This is a genomic window from Methylobacterium haplocladii (genome assembly GCF_007992175.1).
Classification (GTDB): domain Bacteria; phylum Pseudomonadota; class Alphaproteobacteria; order Rhizobiales; family Beijerinckiaceae; genus Methylobacterium; species Methylobacterium haplocladii.
Genome location: NZ_BJZT01000018.1, coordinates 68,321 through 88,286, shown reverse-complemented (window position 1 = coordinate 88,286; position 19,966 = coordinate 68,321). Strand labels below are relative to the sequence as shown.

The 19,966-nt window shown below is 66.1% G+C and carries 23 protein-coding genes; 15 read left to right on the top strand and 8 right to left on the bottom strand.

Annotated features, from left to right (window positions below; all coding sequences use genetic code 11):
• Positions 1–287 precede the first annotated feature (287 nt).
• The 5 genes from MHA02_RS09585 to MHA02_RS09565 all read right to left on the bottom strand — a co-directional run bounded on the left by MHA02_RS09585 (position 288) and on the right by MHA02_RS09565 (position 4,329).
• Positions 288–758 (bottom strand): tellurite resistance TerB family protein, encoded by a 471-nt coding sequence (locus MHA02_RS09585; protein ID WP_147078412.1) that lies wholly within the window; start codon positions 756–758, stop codon positions 288–290.
• On the bottom strand, positions 755–1,081 hold the full coding sequence (locus MHA02_RS09580) for a hypothetical protein (protein ID WP_147078447.1): 327 nt from the start codon (positions 1,079–1,081) through the stop codon (positions 755–757). The genes MHA02_RS09585 and MHA02_RS09580 overlap by 4 nt, the downstream gene beginning before the upstream one ends.
• 169 nt (positions 1,082–1,250) lie before the next feature.
• On the bottom strand, positions 1,251–1,655 hold the full coding sequence (locus tag MHA02_RS09575; RefSeq protein WP_147078411.1) for a PRC-barrel domain-containing protein: 405 nt from the start codon (positions 1,653–1,655) through the stop codon (positions 1,251–1,253).
• 120 nt (positions 1,656–1,775) lie between these two features.
• A complete protein-coding gene (locus tag MHA02_RS09570) occupies positions 1,776–3,710 on the bottom strand; it encodes an AI-2E family transporter (RefSeq protein WP_147078410.1) in 1,935 nt (644 codons plus the stop codon).
• Positions 3,711–3,954: 244 nt separating this feature from the next.
• Positions 3,955–4,329, bottom strand: a complete 375-nt coding sequence (locus MHA02_RS09565) for a response regulator (RefSeq protein WP_147078409.1) — start codon at positions 4,327–4,329, stop codon at positions 3,955–3,957.
• Between the two features lie 182 nt (positions 4,330–4,511).
• On the opposite strand from MHA02_RS09565, the gene MHA02_RS09560 reads away from it, so the two are divergent.
• Both MHA02_RS09560 and MHA02_RS09555 read left to right on the top strand, forming a co-directional pair.
• Positions 4,512–5,885 carry a pentapeptide repeat-containing protein gene (locus MHA02_RS09560; RefSeq protein ID WP_147078446.1) on the top strand — a complete coding sequence of 458 codons (1,374 nt, stop codon included), beginning with the start codon at positions 4,512–4,514 and terminating at the stop codon, positions 5,883–5,885.
• 31 nt (positions 5,886–5,916) lie between these two features.
• Positions 5,917–8,295 (top strand): hybrid sensor histidine kinase/response regulator, encoded by a 2,379-nt coding sequence (locus MHA02_RS09555; protein WP_147078408.1) that lies wholly within the window; start codon positions 5,917–5,919, stop codon positions 8,293–8,295.
• Positions 8,296–8,353: 58 nt separating this feature from the next.
• Here MHA02_RS09555 and MHA02_RS09550 read toward each other — a convergent pair whose 3' ends face one another.
• Entirely contained in the window at positions 8,354–8,596 is a 243-nt protein-coding gene (locus MHA02_RS09550; RefSeq protein WP_147078387.1) for a hypothetical protein, read from the bottom strand.
• A gap of 332 nt (positions 8,597–8,928) precedes the next feature.
• Here MHA02_RS09550 and MHA02_RS09545 point away from each other — a divergent pair, with 332 nt between their 5' ends.
• Complete coding sequence (locus MHA02_RS09545; protein ID WP_147078407.1) at positions 8,929–10,119, top strand: tyrosine-type recombinase/integrase; 1,191 nt, start codon at positions 8,929–8,931, stop codon at positions 10,117–10,119.
• Between the two features lie 247 nt (positions 10,120–10,366).
• On the opposite strand, the gene MHA02_RS09540 is transcribed toward MHA02_RS09545, so the two are convergent.
• Both MHA02_RS09540 and MHA02_RS22970 read right to left on the bottom strand, forming a co-directional pair.
• On the bottom strand, positions 10,367–11,851 hold the full coding sequence (locus tag MHA02_RS09540) for an ATP-binding protein (protein ID WP_210245061.1): 1,485 nt from the start codon (positions 11,849–11,851) through the stop codon (positions 10,367–10,369).
• Between the two features lie 73 nt (positions 11,852–11,924).
• Positions 11,925–12,161: a helix-turn-helix domain-containing protein gene (locus tag MHA02_RS22970; protein WP_147078406.1), complete on the bottom strand. Its 237-nt coding sequence runs from the start codon at positions 12,159–12,161 to the stop codon at positions 11,925–11,927.
• 229 nt (positions 12,162–12,390) lie between these two features.
• Between MHA02_RS22970 and MHA02_RS09530 the strand changes: the two genes are divergently transcribed.
• The 12 genes from MHA02_RS09530 (at position 12,391) to MHA02_RS09475 (ending at position 19,958) form a co-directional block, all read left to right on the top strand.
• A complete protein-coding gene (locus MHA02_RS09530) occupies positions 12,391–12,573 on the top strand; it encodes a hypothetical protein (protein ID WP_244612413.1) in 183 nt (60 codons plus the stop codon).
• Between the two features lie 12 nt (positions 12,574–12,585).
• Entirely contained in the window at positions 12,586–13,485 is a 900-nt protein-coding gene (locus tag MHA02_RS09525; protein WP_147078404.1) for a hypothetical protein, read from the top strand.
• Positions 13,486–13,488: 3 nt separating this feature from the next.
• A complete protein-coding gene (locus tag MHA02_RS09520) occupies positions 13,489–13,740 on the top strand; it encodes a hypothetical protein (RefSeq protein WP_147078403.1) in 252 nt (83 codons plus the stop codon).
• A gap of 163 nt (positions 13,741–13,903) precedes the next feature.
• Entirely contained in the window at positions 13,904–14,410 is a 507-nt protein-coding gene (locus MHA02_RS09515) for a hypothetical protein (protein ID WP_147078402.1), read from the top strand.
• Between the two features lie 61 nt (positions 14,411–14,471).
• Positions 14,472–14,756, top strand: a complete 285-nt coding sequence (locus MHA02_RS09510) for a hypothetical protein (protein WP_238180278.1) — start codon at positions 14,472–14,474, stop codon at positions 14,754–14,756.
• Positions 14,757–14,915: 159 nt separating this feature from the next.
• On the top strand, positions 14,916–15,296 hold the full coding sequence (locus tag MHA02_RS09505; protein WP_147078401.1) for a hypothetical protein: 381 nt from the start codon (positions 14,916–14,918) through the stop codon (positions 15,294–15,296).
• The gene (locus MHA02_RS09500; RefSeq protein WP_147078400.1) at positions 15,293–16,159 is read left to right on the top strand and encodes a bifunctional DNA primase/polymerase; all 867 of its coding nucleotides are present in this window, start codon (positions 15,293–15,295) and stop codon (positions 16,157–16,159) included. Before MHA02_RS09505 ends, MHA02_RS09500 begins: the two co-directional genes overlap by 4 nt.
• Positions 16,143–17,546, top strand: a complete 1,404-nt coding sequence (locus MHA02_RS09495; protein WP_147078399.1) for a phage/plasmid primase, P4 family — start codon at positions 16,143–16,145, stop codon at positions 17,544–17,546. Before MHA02_RS09500 ends, MHA02_RS09495 begins: the two co-directional genes overlap by 17 nt.
• Before the next feature lie 247 nt (positions 17,547–17,793).
• On the top strand, positions 17,794–18,027 hold the full coding sequence (locus MHA02_RS09490) for a hypothetical protein (protein WP_147078398.1): 234 nt from the start codon (positions 17,794–17,796) through the stop codon (positions 18,025–18,027).
• Positions 18,028–18,160: 133 nt separating this feature from the next.
• A complete protein-coding gene (locus tag MHA02_RS09485; RefSeq protein WP_147078397.1) occupies positions 18,161–18,613 on the top strand; it encodes a DNA packaging protein in 453 nt (150 codons plus the stop codon).
• Positions 18,614–18,636: 23 nt separating this feature from the next.
• Entirely contained in the window at positions 18,637–19,707 is a 1,071-nt protein-coding gene (locus MHA02_RS09480) for a hypothetical protein (RefSeq protein ID WP_147078396.1), read from the top strand.
• Positions 19,704–19,958, top strand: coding sequence for a hypothetical protein (locus tag MHA02_RS09475; RefSeq protein WP_147078395.1), 255 nt, complete (start codon positions 19,704–19,706; stop codon positions 19,956–19,958). Before MHA02_RS09480 ends, MHA02_RS09475 begins: the two co-directional genes overlap by 4 nt.
• Positions 19,959–19,966 lie beyond the last annotated feature (8 nt).

The window sequence follows — 19,966 nt, the reverse complement described above, 5'->3', positions numbered from 1 at the left end:
GCAGATTCTCGCGCCAGGATGCGTCGCCCGTCCGGACCGCCGCGGCGCGCCGGGCGCCATGCATCTTCAGCGCCAAGCTGGGGTGGGGTGTTAATCTCTCATCGTCATTCCGGGGCCGCGCAGCGGAACCCGGACCCGAAGGGCGCGCAAAGCGTGAAACCCACGACTGGGCGCAACGGAATGCGAGGCCTCACGGGTGGATTGCGGGTTCTCGCCTGCGGCGAGCCCCGGAATGACGGTCGAAAATGAGGAGTGGACTCAATCTGCCCGCGGGCGACGGACGCGCATCACGCCAGCGCGGCGGCCATCGGCTTGGCCAGGGCGACCTGCAGCAGGGCCGCCTTGTCGACATCGAGCGCCGCGGCGATCTCGACGAGCGCCCGGTCCTCGATCGGGCTGATGCCCTCCTGGTCGGCGACGTCGGCCGCGATCAGGAAGACGTCATGGCGCTGCTGAAGCGGGCGCTCGGTAATGGCCGCGATGCGGCGCAGGTTCTCCACACGCCCCGCTCGCGTCCGGGCCCGGGCGATGCCGTCGTAGAGTTCGCTCTCCAGCATCAGGGCATCGTAGCCCTTTTCCAGGATGGGGTTGGAGGTCATGCCGAGGATCGCCGCGTCGAACTCGTCGCCCGACATCTCCCCGTCGGCGACGATGATGTTGGCCGCTGCCGAGACCGAGGCCTGCATCAGCGGCTCGTCCCCGGCATAGGCCGCAACGCTCAGGTTGAAGCGGCTGAGCATGCTGTGCAGCAGGCTCATGCCCGCAGGCCCACCGCATTCCGCGAGCCGCCGAGACTGACGCGCTTCGAGGGCAGGATGCGGCTCCCGAAGCTCTGCATGACCGGGTTCCGGCGGGACTGCTCGAACAGCACGTTGCCGATCAGCCCGCAGGCGCGCCGCAGCGTCGAGCCCTCGCAGCCCGCTGCAACCTTCAGCCCGAGCCCGTGGGTGTGGCTGCGTCCGTAGAGGTAGACCGCGAGGCGCGCGCGCGTCGGCTCGGCGATCCCGTCGAGGATCTCGTCGAGCTGTTCCGGGTCGGCCCGGTAGAGGGCACCGAGCAGCTCCAGGGGGACCGGACACATGTCCTCGTTCAGGATCGTCGTCACGGGCGGTCTCCACGTTTCATTAAGCGGAGAGCATCGGGTGCTTATGGTTTCCAGAGGGTAAACGAGAGGCGCGCAACGTCATGGTGCGGCAATGCGTTCAGGGCCGGAAGCGCCGGGGCGCTCCCGGGTAAAGGCGTGTCGGGCGTCAGTGCTTGAACTTGCCCTCGTACTTGAACTGGGGAGCCGCTTTGAGCTGGTCCTTGGTGGCATTGACCGAGGCGACCCACTTCTTGGCGCTCTCGTCGTAGGTCAGGCCGACCGAGGAGGGCTCGACGGCGACGTAATGCTCGCCCATGCCGAGGAAGCCGCCGACAGACAGGATGTAGCCCGTGAGCTTGCCGTCGTTGATGATGAGATCCTTGATCTCGCCGACGGTGCTGTTCGAGCCGTCAACGACGGTCAGGCCGATCAGGTTGTAGCTGAGCACAGCGGTGGGGGCGACGGGCGCGAACTTGACCGCGGCCGGCGGCGCGACGGGCTTGGCGCTCTCGGCGAAAGCGGGCGCGGCGAACAGGGTCGCAGCCATGACGGCGAAAGCAATGGAACGCATGGTTTGTCTCCTCAGCCCGTGATGGGCGGCAAGGAAGAGCCGAGGCACCGGCATCGTTCCGCTGAGGACGGGAAAAATGTTAATTCACGCAACATCGGTCGCACTCAAGGCCGGCTGCGCCTATTCGGCGGCGGCCTTCGCCACCGGCGGCTCCGGCGAAGCGGCCTGGGCCAGATCGAGAGCCGCCTGCAGCGCGTCGCTCAGCGAGGTCACGAGCAGGTCGGCCGAGGTGGCGCGGCGCAGGCGCTCCAGGGAGGCCGGATCGCGCTCGCGCCAGAAGCCGACGAGGATCGTCACCCCGGGGATGGCGCGGCGGGTCTGGCGGATGGTCAGGCGGATCTGCGACAGGCTGATCGGATCGAGATAGGAGAAGCAGACCATGGCGATGCTCTGGTCGCGTACATCCGCCTCGGTCAGCCCCTTCGACGGCCGGGCGCATGCGCCGATCCCGTGCCGGCTGAGGATCTGGCTCAGCATCAGCGTTGCCGTCTCGTCGAACACGCCGCGGCTCGATACGCAGAGCACGGGGGCCTCGCCGCGCCAGTTCGCGGCAAGATCGTCGGGCTTCAGCACGACCATCGCCGCCTTGGGGTCGGGTCCGACCAAGGCAAGGGTGGCGGCCGCCTCGGCGCCGACGGTGCTGCGGGTCCAGCTGCGCTTCGGCTGGCCGAGGCGGTCGACGACGGTGCGGAAGCTCTCGCCGAGCTTCATCTGCCGTGAGCGGTCGAGGCTGCCGCGGGCGAGATCGGCCTCCGCCAGCCGCAGGCCGGCCAGCACGACCTCGTCGTAATAGGTGATCAGCGCCCGCTCCTTCAGGAACTGGCGGCCCTGCTCGATCGCCTCCGCCGGGTCGCTCGCCAGCATGCGCTGGTAGAACGTCTCCTGGGGGTCCAGGGCCGGCCCGTCGCCCAGGAGCACGTCGAGGAACCAAAGCCGTTCGACGTGCCGCCCGAGCACGACGAGGCAGACGGTGAGCGGCGTCGCCAGCACCAGCCCGATCGGCCCCCACAGGAAGGTCCAGATCGTCGCCGCCATGATGACGGCGATCGGCGAGAGCCCGGTCGAGTGACCGTAGAGCAGCGGTTCGAGCACATGGCCGGCGATCGGCTCGACGACGACGAACAGCACCGCCACCGCGATCACCATCGACCAGCCCGGATCGATCGCCACCGCCACGCCGAGCGGCAGCACGGCCCCGATCGCCGCGCCGATATACGGCACGAAGCGCAGCAGGCCGGCGATGACGCCGAACAGGATCGGGCTCGGCAGGCCGATCAGCCAGAGCCCGATCCCGATCACGACGCCGAAGGCGACGTTGAGGGCGAGCTGGGCGAGGAAGAACCGGCTGAGACGCGCCGTCGCGTCGTCGATGGCGGCGGTGGTGCGGCGCAGGTCGCTCGAGCCGGCGAGGCGGATCGCCCGGTTCCGCAGGTCTTCGCGTTGGAGCAGGATGAATACGGTGAAGAGCAGGATCAGGCCGGTGGTGGCCAGGGGATGCAGGATGTCGCCGGCGACGCTCGTCAGCGTGGTGACCACGCTGGTCCGGGCGGGCTGGATCTCCACCTGCATCGGGCGCTGAAGCGAACCGATCTCGGCATCTGCCGGGGCCGTCGTCGCGGCGGGTTGAAGCGCCTTGCCGATGTCGTCGGCCATGTCGAACAGGCCCGAGAAGGTAGCAGACAGCCCGTTCTCCTGGCCGGTGGCGGTACGGAGCGCCGTGACCTTCTCGCGCAGCGTCATCGAGTAGCGCGGCAGGTCGGCAGCGAGCTGCCCGGCCTCGCGCGCGATCAGCGAGCCGACCGCGCCGAGGAGGCCGAAGGTCAGCAGCACGACGATCAGCACCGCCGGCGCCCGCGGCACGCGCAACGCCCGCAGGCCGCGCACCGCCGGCAGCAGCACGAAGCTGAGCAAGATCGCCAGCGCGATCGGCACCAGGATGGTGCGGCCGAGATAGAGCGCGCTCGCCAGCGTCACCACGGTCAGCAGCGAGGCCAGCATGATGATCGTCGGAAGCGCCCGCCTCAGCAGGCGCGTCGTGACGGGATCGTCGGTCATGCCGGTAGCCTGTCTGGCCTGTCCTGATCGATTTCGACCCTAACGCCGTCATTCCGGGGTCGCGCAGCCGAACCCGGACCCGAAGGGCGCGCAAAGCGTGAAACCCACGACTGGCCGCAGCGTATCGAGTGGGTTCCGGGTTCTCGCCTGCGGCGAGCCCCGGAATGACGGGGGAGGGTGTTGCGGCCCTGAGCAGAGATATGCCCGAGCAATGCCCTGCCTCCCGGCATCCCGCCCGCGGCGCTCAAGCGGACGTGCCGACAGCAGCAGCGATCTGGCTGAGCAACTTCGAAAAATCGATGGGCTTCGGGTGGTAGTCGTCGCAGCCGGCCTGGATCGCCTTGTCGCGGTCGCCGGACATGGCGTGCGCGGTCAGGGCGATGATCGGGATGCCGCGCGTATCCGCCGCGGCCTTGAGGGCGCGGGCCGCCGACCAGCCGTCCAGCACCGGCAGGTTCATGTCGAGCAGGATCACGTCGGGCTGCGAGGCCCGCGCCTGCTGCACCCCGGCCTCTCCGTCGTGAGACAGGATCACCTCGTAGCCCCGGCGCCTCAGACGCCGGGACAGGAAATCCCAGATCTCCTCGTGGTCTTCCACCAGCAAGATCTTGCCCGACACCGTCCAGTCCCCCTTCTCATGCACCGGCCCAACGCGCGCCACGGCATTCCGGTCGCAATGGGCTCGCCATCCATCGCGTTGCGGCTGTATCGGTTGGCAGGCCCGGTTCGATCCGGCACCTTCGCGCGACATGTGGCAGACGGACGGGAGCGACGTGTCGCGATATGGCGTTGGGTGTGGCGGTGCAACAGGATGACGCCCCGGAGGGCCGAGAAGACCGCGTCGCGGCGTTTCTGTCGCTGATCGGCGACCTCGGCGGCGCACCCTTCAGCCCCGCCGAGCCGCCGGCCCTGGCACGGCTGTCCCTCGGCAAGGACGCACTCGCGGCTCGGCTCGACCCCGCCACGGCCGCGCCGGGCTGGTGGGCGACGGCCGGCGGCGGCCTCGATCTCACCGGCGCCAGCCTCGCGGAAGCCGATCTCGAAGCGACCGACCTGTCGGGCGCGACCCTCAAGGAGGCTTCGCTGAAGGGCGCGCTCGGGCGCTCGGCGCGGTTCGAGGGTGTGAACCTCGAAGAGGCCGACCTGTCGGGAGCCGATCTCAGCGGCGCACGCTTCGTGGGCATCGCGGCCGGGCAGGCGAGCTTCTGCGACGCGATGCTGGAAGACGCCGATTTCGGCGGCGCGACCATGCGCTTCGCCAAGCTGCACCGGGCGCTCCTCGACGGTGCCCGCTTCGTCGAAGCCGACCTCTGGGGTGCCGACCTGACCGGGGCCGACGCGGACTACACCGTGTTTCGTGGCGCCCGGCTCGACGAGGCCGATTTCAGCGACGTGAACCTCACCCATGCCGACTTCGAGGGCGCGAGCCTGAAGAAGACCCGGTTCGTCGGCTCCCGGCTGCGCGGCGCCAACTTTTCGGGGTCCAAGCTCGACGGCGCGGACCTCTCCGAAGCCGATCTCTCGGACACGACCCTGGTGCGGCTCGACCTCTCCACCTGCAAGCTGCGCCACGCCCGCTTCGCCGGGGCGTGGCTGGAGGGCACCCGCTTTCGGATCGAGCAGCTCGGCGGAGCGGTCGGCGAAGAGATCGCAGGGGAGTACGAGGGGGCACAGTCGAGTTATCTGGCGATCGAGCGCAACCTCAAGAGCATCGGCAGCCATGACGGCGCGAGCTGGGCCTACAAGCGCGGGCGCCGCATGGGCCGGCGCCATGCCGGCGCGCAGGCCCGTGCGGCCTGGAAGCGCCGCGACGGAAGCGGGCTCCTGCGCTTCGGCTACCGCTGGCTCGCCGACCGCTTCGTCGAGTGGCTCTGCGATTACGGCGAGAGCCTCTCGCGGATCGCGCGGGCCTTCGCCCTCACCATCGGCCTGTTCGCGGCGGGCTATTGGCTCACGGGAGGCCTGCTGCTGGAAGGGCCGGAGCACCGGCCGACCTACAATGTGGTCGACCTCGTGAGTTACAGCGCCCTCAACATGCTGACGGCCAACCCGCCCGAGATCGGCCTGAAGCCGGTCGGGCGGGTGACGAACCTCCTCGTCGGCATCGAAGGCGCGCTCGGCATCGTGCTGCTCGGCCTGTTCGGGTTCGTGCTCGGCAACCGGCTGCGGCGGTGAGTATCGGGCTCGCGGAGACAAGGACCTGTCCATGACGGCGCGATCGAACGACCCGGCGGCCCCCTTCGCGCCGAGCGAGGCAGACTTCCGCAACCTCGCCGACGCGATGCCGCAGTTCGCCTGGATCGCGGAAGCCGATGGCGCCCTCATCTGGTACAACCGGCGCTGGTACGACTACACGGGCACCACGCCGGAAGCGATGCAGGGCTCGGGCTGGCGCAAGGTCCACCATCCCGATCACCTGGAGCGCGCCGCGAACACCTTCGCGCAGTCGATCGCGCGCGGCGAGCCGTGGGAGGACACCTTTCCGCTGCGTGCCGCGGACGGGCGCTACCGCTGGTTCCTGTCCCTCGCCGTGCCCGTGCGCGACGCAGAGGGCAACATCCGGCGCTGGTACGGCACCAACACCGATATCACCGAGACCCGGGAAGCGGAGGAGCGCCTGCGCCATTCAGAAGAGCGCTTCCGTGCCCTGATCGACGCCTCGGCCGCGGTCATCTGGAACACCAACGCCGAGGGCGAGCTGCTGCCGCCGCAACCGCGCTGGGCCGCCTATACCGGCCAGAGCGAGGAAGCGTATCAGGGCTGGGGCTGGGTCGACGCCGTGCACCCGGACGACCGGGCGCAGGCCGCCGAGGTCTGGGCGCGCAGCGTCGAGGCGGCCAAGCCCTACGAGATCGACTACCGCCTGCTGCGCCACGACGGCGAATGGCGCGACACGGAGGTGCGCGGCGTGCCGGTCCTCGCCGAGGATGGCAGCATCCGCGAATGGGTCGGCATCAACATCGACATCACCGCCCGCAAGGAAGCCGAGGCCGAGTCGGAGCGCGCCCGCGCCGCGGCGGAGGCCGCCAACCTCGCCAAGAGCCAGTTTCTGGCCAACATGAGCCACGAGTTGCGCACGCCGCTCTCGGCCGTGATCGGCTATTCCGAGATGCTGGCGGAGGAGCTCGAGGATATCGACGAGGCCCGCCTGCTGCCGGACCTGCGTAAGATCGAAGCCTCGGCGCGCCATCTCCTCGGCCTGATCAACGACGTGCTCGACATCTCGAAGATCGAGGCCGGGCGCATGACGCTCTCGGCCGAAACCTTCGCCGTCGCCGACCTGATCGAGGACGTCACCGCCGCGACGCAGTCCCTCACGGCGAAGAAGCGCAACGCCTTCAGCCTCGACCTCGCCCCCGATCTCGGCGCGATGCACCAGGACCAGCTGAAGCTGCGCCAGGCGCTGATCAACCTGATCGGCAACGCCGCGAAATTTACGCAGGACGGCGAGATCACCCTGCGGGCCGAGCGCACCACCGTCGACGGCGCCGACTGGCTGCGTTTTTCGGTGATCGACACCGGCATCGGGCTGACGCCGGAACAGGCCGGCCGGCTGTTCGAGCGATTTTCGCAGGCCGATGAATCGACGACGCGCCAGTTCGGCGGCTCGGGCCTCGGCCTCGCCATCACCCGCGCCTTTTGTGAGCGCATGGGCGGCGATATCGGCGTCGAGAGCATCTTTGGGCAGGGCGCGACCTTCACGATCCGCGTGCCCGCGACGCTGGCCGCCGAGGAGGAGGACGCCCAGGCCGCGAGCGTCACCGAACAGGTGCGGCGGATCACCGCCGAGGACAGCGTCCGGCAGGACGTGGTGCTTCTGGTCGACGACGACCCGGCCGCGCGCGACCTGTTGCAGCGCTTCCTCGAACGCGAGGGGTTTCGCGTGCGCACCGCCAACGATGGCCGCGCCGGGCTGACGCTGGCCCGCGCTCTCAAGCCCCGCGCGATCCTGCTCGACATCGAGATGCCGCGCATGGACGGCTGGGCGGTGCTCCACGCCATCCGCACCGACCCGGAGATCGCCGACACGCCGGTGATCATTACCAGCGTCGTCAACGAGATGAGCCTCGCCCACGTCCTCGGCGCCACGGACTATCTCGTGAAGCCAATCAACTGGAACGCCCTCAAGGAGACGATGGAGCGCTACCGGCCCACCGGCCGCGACGGCAGCGTGCTCCTCGTCGACGACGATTCCGACGCCCGCGAGCGCCTGCGGCGGACCCTCAGCCGCGAGGGCTGGCAGGTGCGCGAGGCCGAGAACGGCTCGGTTGCCCTGGAGCGCCTCGACGAGGCGCGCCCGAGCCTGATCCTGCTCGACCTGATGATGCCGGTGATGGACGGCTTCGCCTTCCTGCGGGCGCTGCGCGGCCGCCCCGACGGCGATGTCCCCGTGGTGGTGTTGACGGCCAAGGAGATCACCACGGCGGAGAAGGCCAGCCTCGACGATCAGGCCGACCGCCTCATCATCAAGGGCTCCCTCAGCCTCGCCGAGATGGGCCGCCAGCTCCGCGACCTCTACGATCGCCAGGGCAGCCAGCCGGTGTCGGAGGCGTTGAAGGGGGTGCTGGACCGGATCGTGCCGTGACGGCAGGCCAACCACCCGACGCCGGCAAGCGGTCTCGAACGGGGGCGATCCCGGCTGACTACTCCCCCGGCGTCCAATCGATGTTCGGCCGCTGCGCGAGCATCCGGTCGAAATAGCCGGCGACCGCCTGTGCGCCTTCCGAATGCATCATCGCGACGGGATGCGCGAGGTAGGCCCGGGCGAGATCGACGGGAATGCGGCCCGCCTGAAGCGCGCCCAGCACCTCGTCGATGAAGGCATCGTTGGCCTCGTTGAAATCGCTCGACAGCTTCTTGCGGTCGTTGAGCGCCTTGATCGGCATGCCGTGATCCTCTGCGTGGAGACGAAATCGGTGCCGGGTGGTTCACGACACGGCAGAAACGAAAAAGGCCGCCCAGCGGCGACCTCCTCATCGTTCGTCTCGCCGAAGAGAAACTGGAGCGGGCGAAGGGATTCGAACCCTCGACCCCAACCTTGGCAAGATTAGGCTCAGACCTTTTCCCGTCATTCCCCGGGCTTTCGCGTGATTGCTAAAGCCTTGAGCGGCCTTGTGGAATGCCGAAACCCGAGTTTTCTACGGGTTGCGCCGGTTGACCTCGATTTTCGCCCATTTGGTTCCGCGATGGTTCCGGCGCCTCATTAGGGGAGGGCGCCTTGCCGAAGATCACAAAGCGCGTCGTGGACGGGTTGAAGCCCGATCCAGCCGGTGAGGTGTTCACCTGGGACACCGAGATCAAGGGCTTCGGTGTGCGCGTCATGCCCTCCGGCGTGGCAAGCTACATCGTCAAGTACCGAACCGCCGAGGGACGACAGCGGAGGCTAGCTTTCGCTCGTGTCGGCACCGTCACCCCCGACGAGGCCAGGAAGACGGCCGCCGAAAAATTGGGCGCGGCGGCCAAAGGTGAGGACCCATCTGCGGACCGCAATCGAATCCGCCACGCGCCGACAGTCACCGAGTTGTGTGACCTCTACCTCGCGGATGCTGCTGTTCGGATCAAAGCCTCCACACTCGCGATGGACCGTAGCCGAATCGAATGCCACGTGAAGCCGCTCATTGGCGCCCGTAAGATCCCGGCTCTCACGTCAGACGACGTCGAAAAAATGCGAACGGACATCGAGGCCGGGAAGACCGCCAAGCCCAGGATGGGAAACGGAGGTGTCACGACTGGCGGCGCAGGCGTGGCATCCCGAACGATCGGCATGCTGGGCACCATCATGGAGTTCGCGATCCGGAAGAAGTTCATCGTGACGAACCCAGCCCGCGGAGTGTGGCGCAAGCCGGATGGTAAGCAGGATCGCTTCCTGGACCCTGCCGAGATCGCACGATTCGGCCAAGCCTTGCGCGACGCGCTAGACGATGGCGAGACGGCGACGGGGATCGCCACGCTGAAATTTCTTTTACTCACCGGTCTCCGTCGGGTCGAAGCAGCATCTCTACCTCGCAAATCCCTGGACGTGCGATGCAACTGCATCCGGTTCGTAGACACCAAGGGCGGTCGACAGCTCCGCGCTATCGGTACGGTCGCCTTCGAAGGACTTCCTAAGCCCAAGGCCTCGGAGTGGGTGTTCCCCGGCGACAGAGGCAAGAACCATTTCGTAGGCCTGCCGAAGGTGCTGGCCAGGATGTGCGCGCGTGCTGGCCTGGAAGGCGTGACCATTCACGTCCTGCGGCATACCTTCGCAGCGACCGCAGCTGAGATGGGATACTCCGAACTGATGATCGGGGGCTTGCTGGGCCACAAGCTTTCCGGCGTCACCGTGCGGTACGCACACATGCCGGATCCGGCGCTCGTCGCTGCGGCGGAAAAGGTGTCTGCTAGGATTGCTGAGAGGCTGGCTGCCTAGATACAGGGACAAGGTCATGCACATCCGAGGCAGCCGCAGACCCAGGGGTCATCGCAGCCACTTGACGGCATACACGGGCAGCTCGCTTTCCGCCGATCCTACCACAGCATGTTGTGGACGTATCCAAAGCCTTCACCTCGGATCAAAACACGATCAAGGGGAAAATCGGCACTAACACCGTCAAAACGGCTTCAGGAACAGGGGGTTGGCGTTTGGGATCGGATCCCGATCAAAACACGATCAAGAACTAAGCCCAGTGAGGGACATATCCGGCCCGAGGTGCATCCGGATCCGCAGGGCGGATCAAGCCTGCCGCCAGAGCATCTTTGATGATCCGCGAAGCCTGAGCCGCGTTCTGCTTCGCAATTCCGAGTCGCTGACACAACGAGCTGTTCGTCATTTTGGAGTTCGCGAGCACCTTGAGCGACGCATGCTGGTAGGCCGCTCGAACCCTCTCGACCTGGGTCATATCGCCGAACTGGCGCGGCGCCAGCAGAACGGCCTTCATATTGTCTGCCTCAATTCGGAAATCCGGTGGGGGCAGCTGAAAAAACTCGGCCGCGTTGACGGCCTTGTCGATACCGGTTCCTTGTTCCTCGCAGATATTCATCCGTCGCATGAGGGCAGCTAGGCTCTCGTTCCGAGACCGGGGCGGAAGATCGATGATGCGCTGAGGATCATTCAGACTGGGACCAGGGTTTGTGATCTCCATCCGATCCTCAAAAATCTCGATCATTGGACTCGATCCCCGGATGGTCATGTCCTGATGGATCACGGCGTTAGCAACAAGTTCACGCACGGCAATCTCTGGGTAGATGCGCCTCTCTTCGCGGAACGCCTGTCCAATATGCTCATTTAGTGGCAGTAACCGGTTGATGTAGAGCATGAGGCCTTCGAAGCCTGAGGCATATCCTCGGTTGCCGGTGCTTCGACGCTTCGTGCGAATACGGTCCTTGCCTTCGTATTCGATGACGCGGACGGCCTTGCGATCGATACCCTCAAACTTATCCAACGCAGTTGCAAAAAGAATTGCACCAAGATTGGTGATTTTCCATCTTCCCCCTACATCAGGTGAAGTAAGCAGATCGTCGGAAAGTCTCTGCAAAATGCCAGCTGCATCACCAGGTACAGGCTGCCTAGTCAACTCGAAATAAGATCTAAAGTCAAGCAAATCGAGAACTTCATCCGAAGACTGAAAATGCTTAGCAATGCCTTTCTCCCAAGCAAAAGCCTGAATTTTTGACCAAAGAGCACTTTCTTTGTCTCGATGATCAGATAGCAAAGTTGTGGCGCTTCCTACACGAATATAAGCCTGGCGGTTAAAGGTCACGGGGGCATGACTAGCGGCTGGAATTTCGAGAAGAACTACTCGGCCAGCGTCTGTTGCAAGAATGTAGAATGTGAAGTGTGGACACGGATCTATCATTTTGGCGAGCCACATCTCCAGCGGCTCTCGACTGACGACTTCTCTAGATGGCTCGAAATCAGTTCCAATTATGTCGTGAGTCTCATCCTGAATACCCCACACGAGATAGGCAACTTCTTTGTCGGATAAACGTGCGGAGTTTGCGAGAGCTGATATTGATTTTCCTATCAGTTGATGTGTGTAGTTATTTTTCTTGAACTCGACCCACGTCGTTTCGGCAGGAAGATTCCGCAAATCTTCCACGAGCGCCTGCAATCGATCTTCAAACATCCTGGCCACTAGGTTGGTGCGGCCACTGCTGGCCAAGGATTTTTCTTGTTCGACTCAGTGTGTAACTTACACAATATAGCCGAGGCAGCATTGAAGCTTGAGGCAGTTCCTACTTCTTCAGCCTTACCCCCGGCCCCTCACCATTCTCTTCGATGAAGATGACGCCGGCAGCCTCAAGGGCGGCCTGCAGCTTTGCGCCAGTGTCTGCTCGGCCGCCAATCGGGCCGTCGTCTGCCTCCAGGCGCTTTACCGTCGGGATTGAGACGCCAGACGCCTTAGCCAGATCGTCCTGGGACCACGCGAGTAGTGCGCGAGCCGCCTTAGCCTGACGCGTCGTTATCGGCATTTGATACTTTCGGTATTGACGACCCAGGCAGTCGTGCATTAATACGAATGGTATCAGACGCGGCATGCAGGAGCAACGCAGCCGGCGCCTGACGCCTGCGCGAAAGCGCAGCCTCAAACACATCCCGATCCCTTCAGCCCCGGAGATCCCGGTTATGGCAATGCCCCCGCTCGCCCATTCGCCGGCCAAGCGCCGGACCACTGCAACTGTCTACGCCCGTCCTGCACCCATGCTGGACATTAACGAGCACGTACCCGGCACCGTCGAGCCCTGGGAGGCCATCGCTCCGGTCCGGCCCGACACGCCCCACGTCCGAGCCCTGCGCTTCCTCGACCTCGGTGGAGACCTTGTCTCCGGCGTCCTGATCATCGCCGGGGGCGTCTTCGCCTACGGCATCGCCCGCGGTCTGTGAGGGGAGGACGAGATGTCGAAGCGCACCACTCAGCTCACTGCCCCCAAGCCCGACACGGGCGCATCCCTGTGCCATCGAGCCACCCTGCTCAGGGATGCCGCCGGGCGTTTCACCAAGCGAGACGCCGACACCTCAAAGGCCCAGCGACCCAAGCTCGGCTACATGCTGCGGCCGCCGGGCGTCCATCCGAACAGCTACGGCCTGCGCGTCGATGAGAACGGCGCCGGCGTGAAGATGCCGCCGGGATCCAGCGTGCTCGTCGAGCCGATCCCACCCCGCGGCCGGGATTTCTGCGTCGCCTACTTCGTGAACGGCAGGGGACCTAGCATCTGGCAGATCGGCGAGAGCTTCGATCCGGCGTTCCTGCAGGCCGGCGAGGGTAGCGAAGTGTTCCCTATGATCGAGCTGTTCGATCCGATCGACGGGCGCCGAGGCTTCGTCGATTGCCGGAAGATCGAGAAGCTGCATCGTGTCCACGGCGTCACGGTCCCGATCGACGTTCTGGAGGAGTTCGGGCCGGCCCCTGCGGATCTGCCGTTGCTATCGGACAATCCGGAAGGCTGCCTGGAGCATGTCGTCGAGGATGCCACGAACTGGCCGGTCCTTCGTCCCGGTGACATCGCCCTCGTCGACATAACCAAGACCGAGCTGATGAAGGGCGCTCTCGTTCTGCTGAAGTGGAACAGCGGCGCCTGCTCGATCCTGCAGACGAACTATCGCGACATCGGCGGCATCGGTCCGCGCTGGTGGGTCGACCCGATCAACCGACCGCAAGGTCCGGGCATGATGGAATTGCGACAGAAGCGCAGCCGCCTCCTCTACGCCAGCGACGGCCCCTACACGGTCGACCTGCTTCAGGAGAAGCTAATCGGCACGGTGGTCGGCATCCGCTCGCGCAAGCGCCCGGGCTGAGCCATGGCCGACATCATACCCTTCCGACCGCGGCAGCCTCCGCCACCTGCGCCAGATACCCGAACCCGCATCGAGGGCGCCCTGGCCCTCGCCCTTGACGCCGTTGACCAGCTCGTCGCCGCCCTGGACGACATCGACGGCGATCCGGACCGCGAAGACGGTGGCGACGCCGAGCCTTCGCTGGCAGCCTTGGAGAACCAGGGCTCTCAGGTCTTCTGGATGCGGGGCGGGGATCGGGACCTTGAGGCCGAGTGAGCGGCGACCCCGCCGCTCGCTACAAGAGGGTCCGCTTTTTGGGCGTGGCCCCTCAGGGGTGGGACCAGTGTTCCCACCCCTATTATGCCCAGTCGCTCCGAATTCCGCTTGACGTAAGACGTAGAGGCCACCATAGTAGCTCTACGTATAGCGGAGAGTAGGCATGACGACGTTCACGGTCGGGCAGATGGCAGAACGGCTGTCGGTGGCTAAGCCGTCGCTGTCTGCCGCCTACATTGCCCGGCAGATCCGGGGGTGGGCGCAGGCTGATCTGTTCCCCGACGCTGGCGTCCGTGGCTCAGGTCGGACAGCAGCGCAAATCTTCGAAGAACATCACCTTGTGATGGCGCAGATCTATGGCTTCCTCACAATGCTGGGAATGACCGGACCGCAACTTAAAACAGTAAACGCGTGCCTTCAAAACGGCACCCGTATCAAAGAAGTCGTCAAGGCATACAATACTGGCGACCGAGATTGGCGTCTATTTCTGTATTTTACGGAAGACGGCGAGATCTGGGGCGGCAAGCTGACGAAACAAAAATCGTATAGCGAGGGCGTGGTCGCTTCGGCACCGAACGTCATCATGCTCGCGCCGCGCTCGCTCTTCCGTGTGCTCGACGTGACCGACGAAACCGAAGTGCCGGCGCCTGCGGAAGACGACGGCGAATAGCAGCCCGACCCGCTCCGGCCTCAGGTCGTAGGCTCACGCGGGCGTCTCAGGAGCATCGAAGATGACAGATCTGCAGCAGCCCCTTTCGAGGGGACCGGCGGAGCCTTGCCCGCCGAAGGCCGGAAAGCCCCGGCTGCGTCGCTGGGAAGCCAGCCGCTATCTGCTCGACCGCTACGGGATCGAGATGGCGATTGCGACGCTCGCCAAGCTAGCCTGTCTCGGCGGCGGCCCCCCGTTCCAGAAGAACGGCCGCGTGCCGCTCTACCCGACCGATTTGCTCGACGAATGGGCGGTGGCCCGGCTGGGAAAGGTGGTGCGATCGACCTCGGAGGACGGGCATGCCTGAAGCTCAGAGCGGACGGTCGGTCCCACAGCCTCGCAATCCGGTCCGTTCATCCTCGAACGCCGCCACGACCTGTGTTGCGGTGATCGATCGGGAAGGCACCGTCCTTGGCATCGTCGCCAGTCGTGTGGCGGCGCGTGCCTTTCTCCGGGGAGCCTACGCATGAGCCCCCAGCCCCTGGCGCGCGCCGACCGCCGTCGGCTTCAGCGGCTCACGCATGAGAACGAGCTGACGATCGCCGCGGATGCCCGGTTCTTCGAGCGCCGGCCGGATCGCAACCATCGAGTTCGGCAGGCGTCCCGAGCCGAGGTCGAGATCCATCACCTCACGGGGCGGCCGCGGATGACGACGCTCCGCTGGTACGTGGCCGTGCGGCAGCTCGCGCCGGGTGTTCGCTTCCGGGTCTTCGCCTGCGGCCTACCCGACCTCGACTGCGATCAGCCTGAAGACGTCTGCCGCGAGGTTTACGAACGCCAGCAGACCGACCGTGGGCTGCAGATCGAGCGTGATTTTGCTCGGGCGATGACCAAGGGGGCGGCATGACGGATCGCCTCGACGCCGCCCTCTACCTGATCAAGCGCGGGGCCAAGGTCTTCCCGCTTCATGGGATACGGGAAGGTGCGTCCGGCCGCCTCGTCTGCACCTGCGGCAACCCGACTTGCGAAGATGCAGGCAAGCATCCCATGGCGAAGCTCGCGCCGCGCGGTCTTACCAACGCGACCAGCAACGAGGGCATCGTCCGGCACTGGTTCACCACGGCGCCGTTCGCGAACATCGGTTTGGCGACTGGCCCGGCCGTCGTGCTCGACGTCGACCCGCGACACGGCGGCGACGCCAGCTTGGACGCTCTGGAGGCCGAGCACGGTCCGCTGCCCGAGACCACGCGAGCGCTCACCGGTGGCGGAGGCCAGCACATCTTCTTCCGGCCTCCCGCCGGCATCGAGATCCGGAACAGCGCCGGCGACAAAGGCGGTCTCGCCCCCGGTCTCGATATCCGCGGCGCAGGCGGGTACGTCGTCGCCCCGCCGAGCCTGCACGCCTCGGGGCGGTCGTATGCGTGGTCGGTGGACCATCACCCCGACGACGTAGTGCCGGCGGAGATGCCGCTGTGGCTCGTCCAGGCGCTCACCCGAGACCGAGCTGGCGGCGGCCGTCAGACATCGGAATGGCGGCGTCTCGTCATTGAAGGGGTCGGTGACGGCGCCCGCAATCATTCCGTGGCGCAGCTCACCGGTCACCTACTGCGCCGGTACGTTGATCCCGGCGTAGCTCACGAACTCGTCCAGGCTTGGAACCAGGCACGGTGCCGTCCGCCGCTGAAGCCGGAGGAGGTCACGAAGACGGTCGGATCGATCGCGCGAAAGGAACTGCGGCGCAGGGAGGCTCGCGATGGCAGCCGGCGTTGAAGACATCCATCGACTGTTAGCGTTCCAAGAGGACGGTCAGTCTCAGGACAGACCAAAGCGGAACGGCGACCTACTCACCGAGGATTGGGCGGCTCGCACCTTTGCGGAGCGGCATGAGGGCAAGCTCCTGTTCTGCCACGACACCGGCGGGTGGTTCGGATGGGACGGTGCAGCCTGGATACCCAACCGGGTGCAGGTAGCCTTCCACTGGGCGCGGGAGTTGGCCCGGGAGCTCTGCGCACACGAAGATCCGAAGACCCGGTTCATCGCCAGCAAGACCAGCTTTGCCAGCGGCGTCGAACGGTTCTGCAGGGCCGATCCCATTTTCGCGGTGACAGCCGAGGTTTGGGATCCGGATCCTTGGTTGCTCGGGACGCCCGGCGGGACGGTCGACTTGAGGACCGGCGAGCTGCGCGCGGCTAACCGAGGGGAACGCATCACGAAACTGACGGCCGTCGCGCCCGCCGCGACACCGGAATGCCCCCTCTGGCTCGCGTTCCTGGATCAGGCCACCGGCAGTGATGCAGGCCTGATCCGGTTCCTGCGCCAATGGTGTGGCTACGCGCTGACCGGGCTCACCCGGGAACATGCCCTGGTGTTCGTCTACGGGCCGGGCGGCAACGGCAAGAGCGTGTTCCTGAACGTGCTCACCGCGATCCTGAGCGCCTATGCCAAGACCGCGGCGATGGACACGTTCACCGCGTCCAAGGCCGATAAGCATCCGACCGACATGGCGATGCTTCGGGGAGCTCGGCTCGTCACCGCTTCGGAAACCGAGGAGGATCGATCCTGGGCCGAGGCGCGGATCAAATCGCTCACCGGCGGCGACCCCGTCACCGCGCGGTTCATGCGCCAAGACTTCTTCACCTTCACGCCGACCTTCAAGCTGACGATCGTCGGCAACCATCAGCCGATGCTCCGGAACGTCGACGACGCCGCCCGTCGCCGGTTCAACATCATCCCCTTTATCCGGAAGCCCGAGCGCCCGGACCGCGAGCTTGAGGACAAGCTGAAGGCCGAGTGGCCGGCGATCCTGCGATGGATGATCGAAGGCGGGCTGGACTGGCAGCAGAACGGTCTGGTCAGGCCTGAGAGCGTGGTGGACGCGACCGACGCCTATTTCTCCGAGCAGGACCTGATGGCCCAATGGCTCGCTGAGAAGTGCGATGTGCGGACTGGCGAGCCCAACGTCTGGGATCGAACGACCGACCTGTTCGAGTCGTGGAGCACCTACGCCAAGGCCGCCGGCGACACGCCGGGCACGGTGAAGGCGTTCGGCCCGGCGATGCGGCGGAAGGGGTTCATGCCGCGCCGGACCATGCATGCCCGCGGCTTCTCGGGTCTGCGCCTGCGCCTCGATGAGCCATACGGATCGAATGACGCATGACGGATTATGACACGTCATCCTCGTTCTACCCGTACACGCGTGCGCGCACCCGTAAGACGCCTATTGGCAATGACGCGTCATCAAGCGTCATGCGTCATCAGCGCGGCGGTGGCCCAAAGCCGTAATCGCGGGCAAACAACGACAAGCACGCACGAGCAATAACGCGAAATATTGCTCGCTCGACCGGACTGATCCAATGCTAGTGACACGCAACGGCAACGTGCGTCGCCTTCACCGGAGATTGATCGTGTCGGCATATCGTCGCGCCAAGAACTTCCCGGAGATCGTCCGCTTCCGTGCTGAGCCCGGTCTCACCGGAGCCATCGTCGGCGCAGCCCGCCAGCAGCGCACGAGCGCCGGCGAGTATCTGAGGCGTGCCCTGCGCGCTCAGCTTGTCGCGGACGGGGTGAACCTGCCGCCGCTCGACGGCCCCGACGATCACACCCCTGCACCCGCAGCCGCAGCACGGATCGCAGCGTGATGGGGATGGCCAGAGCCCCGGGCAGGCGCAGCGGGTCCTGCAACCCCGTCCGACCTGTTGCGGGGGAGACACCCCGGCCCTCCGATCGCTGCAGACTTTTTGTTGGGGCTTCCGTTTCCTTTTGGGGGCGGCCGTGACTGAGCCGGTCACCATGGAGCGCATCGCGGCGGCCTTCGACCTGTCGTCGCGCCGGGTCTCGCAGCTTGCCGAGAAGGGCATCGTGGTTCGGGTCGGCCGTGGCCGTTTCGACCTTGATGCGTCGACCCTGAACTACATCCGCCACCTCCGCGAGGTTGCTGCCGGTCGCGGCGAGGGTGCTCCGGATCTGACGGCTGAGCGCGCCCGTCTGGCGAAGGAGCAGGCCGATGGGCATGCGCTGAAGAACGCGACCATCCGCGGAAGCATGCTCGACGCGACCGAGGCCGGCTCCCGCTGGGCCGGCGAGATGGTGAAGCTGCGCAGCCGGCTTCTCGCGGTGCCCGGCGACGTCTCCCTCGTGCTGCCGCACCTGACGAAACACGACGTCTACGAGATCGACCGCGTCCTGCGCGACGCGATGACGGCCGTCGCCGACGGTGACGCATGACGGACATCAGAAAGGGATCTGCCATGAAAGCCACTGCGAAGTTGGCGTCGACCCTCGCCGCACTCGTCGGTGTTGCGCGCGCCAAGGAGACCACGGTCTCGAAGGTCGAGGCTGCGTTGATCGAGGCCCGCGAACAGGTGGCCAGCGCCAACCGCGAGCACGACGCCGCTGAACGCGCCTATGAGAGCGGCCTGCTCGACGAGTCCGCGGCAGCGCTCGCCAAGCTACTCGACCGCAAGGCATCGGCAGTGATCGAGCGCGACCGCGCAGCGGCGCTGGTGAAGGCCCTGGAAAACCGGCTTGCCGAAGCCCGCGCAGCCGAGAGCCGGGCCGAGCGCGAGGCCGTCCACCGCGACGCCGTCGCCAAGGCTGATGCGATCAAGGCGCGGTTCGCCGACGAGTATCGCCACCACGCCGGCGCGATCCGCAATCTGTTGCGCGACCTCGCGGAGGCCGAGACGGCCCGCCTGCAGGCCAACCCGCTTCAGCAGGAGTTCGGGCGCATCGAGCCGGTCGAAGACGCGATCCGCGGCGCGCAGTGGGAGCCGGAGGAGATCGTCAGTTCGGAGGTCGTCACCCTGTGGTGCATGGATGGCCGAACCGAGCCGCTGCCGGCCGACAAACAGCGGGACGTGCGCCCGCGGGGGAACAGCGAACTCCACCGCGGTCTGCTGCCGTCGACTGCTAGCGGCCAGTGCTCGCCGACTGCTGGGCAATGGGAATGCACGCAGCGCCAGTATCGTCGGGTCGTGGTCCGGGAGGCGTCGCGCTCCTCGACGGCCGACAGCCTTCTACAAGCCGTCCATCTGCCGGGCCTGCACCATCTCGCCGAGCATTACGTCACATCCGAGACGTGGCGCAGTCCGGATACGGCCCTCGCCCACCTGTCGCGGGAACGCCCGGCCGATCCCGTCATCGCGAGGCCGGTGGTCGAGCGCTTCGAGCTGATCCCGGAGCCGCCGGCCGAGCGCGAAGCCGTTGTCCCGTTCCCGAAGCGTGAGCCGGATCCGGCGCCTCGTACGCCAAGCGCGCGCGAGACAAGGGCGCAGCATACGCCTTCCAAGATCATGGCCGCTGACAGGCTCGCCGGATGATCCACGTCGAGGCCCAGCACATCGAGATCCGGACCCCGCGCCTGCAGCGTGGTCACGCGATCCTGCGCATGGCGTCGGATCGCGACCGCGGCAACGTCGGCTTCTGCATCGCCATCCTCCGTCCCGACCTCACCGAAGACGACGCGCGCATGTTGCTCGACGCAGCCCCTTCGACCGCTACGGCGGTTGCAACGGCATTCGCGTGGGTCGGCTCAATCGCCCTCAAGGACTGCGCCCAGTCCATTCACTGACACAGACG

Coding starts and splice junctions, on each gene's coding strand:
- MHA02_RS22970 (WP_147078406.1), bottom strand. CDS start 12,161: ATGCCGATAACGACGCGTCAGGCTAAGGCGGCTCGCGCACTACTCGCG.
- MHA02_RS09505 (WP_147078401.1), top strand. CDS start 14,916: ATGAGCCCCCAGCCCCTGGCGCGCGCCGACCGCCGTCGGCTTCAGCGG.
- MHA02_RS09510 (WP_238180278.1), top strand. CDS start 14,472: ATGACAGATCTGCAGCAGCCCCTTTCGAGGGGACCGGCGGAGCCTTGC.
- MHA02_RS09550 (WP_147078387.1), bottom strand. CDS start 8,596: ATGCCGATCAAGGCGCTCAACGACCGCAAGAAGCTGTCGAGCGATTTC.
- MHA02_RS09475 (WP_147078395.1), top strand. CDS start 19,704: ATGATCCACGTCGAGGCCCAGCACATCGAGATCCGGACCCCGCGCCTG.
- MHA02_RS09570 (WP_147078410.1), bottom strand. CDS start 3,710: ATGACCGACGATCCCGTCACGACGCGCCTGCTGAGGCGGGCGCTTCCG.
- MHA02_RS09530 (WP_244612413.1), top strand. CDS start 12,391: ATGCTGGACATTAACGAGCACGTACCCGGCACCGTCGAGCCCTGGGAG.
- MHA02_RS09515 (WP_147078402.1), top strand. CDS start 13,904: ATGACGACGTTCACGGTCGGGCAGATGGCAGAACGGCTGTCGGTGGCT.
- MHA02_RS09525 (WP_147078404.1), top strand. CDS start 12,586: ATGTCGAAGCGCACCACTCAGCTCACTGCCCCCAAGCCCGACACGGGC.
- MHA02_RS09575 (WP_147078411.1), bottom strand. CDS start 1,655: ATGCGTTCCATTGCTTTCGCCGTCATGGCTGCGACCCTGTTCGCCGCG.
- MHA02_RS09555 (WP_147078408.1), top strand. CDS start 5,917: ATGACGGCGCGATCGAACGACCCGGCGGCCCCCTTCGCGCCGAGCGAG.
- MHA02_RS09585 (WP_147078412.1), bottom strand. CDS start 758: ATGAGCCTGCTGCACAGCATGCTCAGCCGCTTCAACCTGAGCGTTGCG.
- MHA02_RS09495 (WP_147078399.1), top strand. CDS start 16,143: ATGGCAGCCGGCGTTGAAGACATCCATCGACTGTTAGCGTTCCAAGAG.
- MHA02_RS09520 (WP_147078403.1), top strand. CDS start 13,489: ATGGCCGACATCATACCCTTCCGACCGCGGCAGCCTCCGCCACCTGCG.
- MHA02_RS09580 (WP_147078447.1), bottom strand. CDS start 1,081: ATGTGTCCGGTCCCCCTGGAGCTGCTCGGTGCCCTCTACCGGGCCGAC.
- MHA02_RS09480 (WP_147078396.1), top strand. CDS start 18,637: ATGAAAGCCACTGCGAAGTTGGCGTCGACCCTCGCCGCACTCGTCGGT.
- MHA02_RS09500 (WP_147078400.1), top strand. CDS start 15,293: ATGACGGATCGCCTCGACGCCGCCCTCTACCTGATCAAGCGCGGGGCC.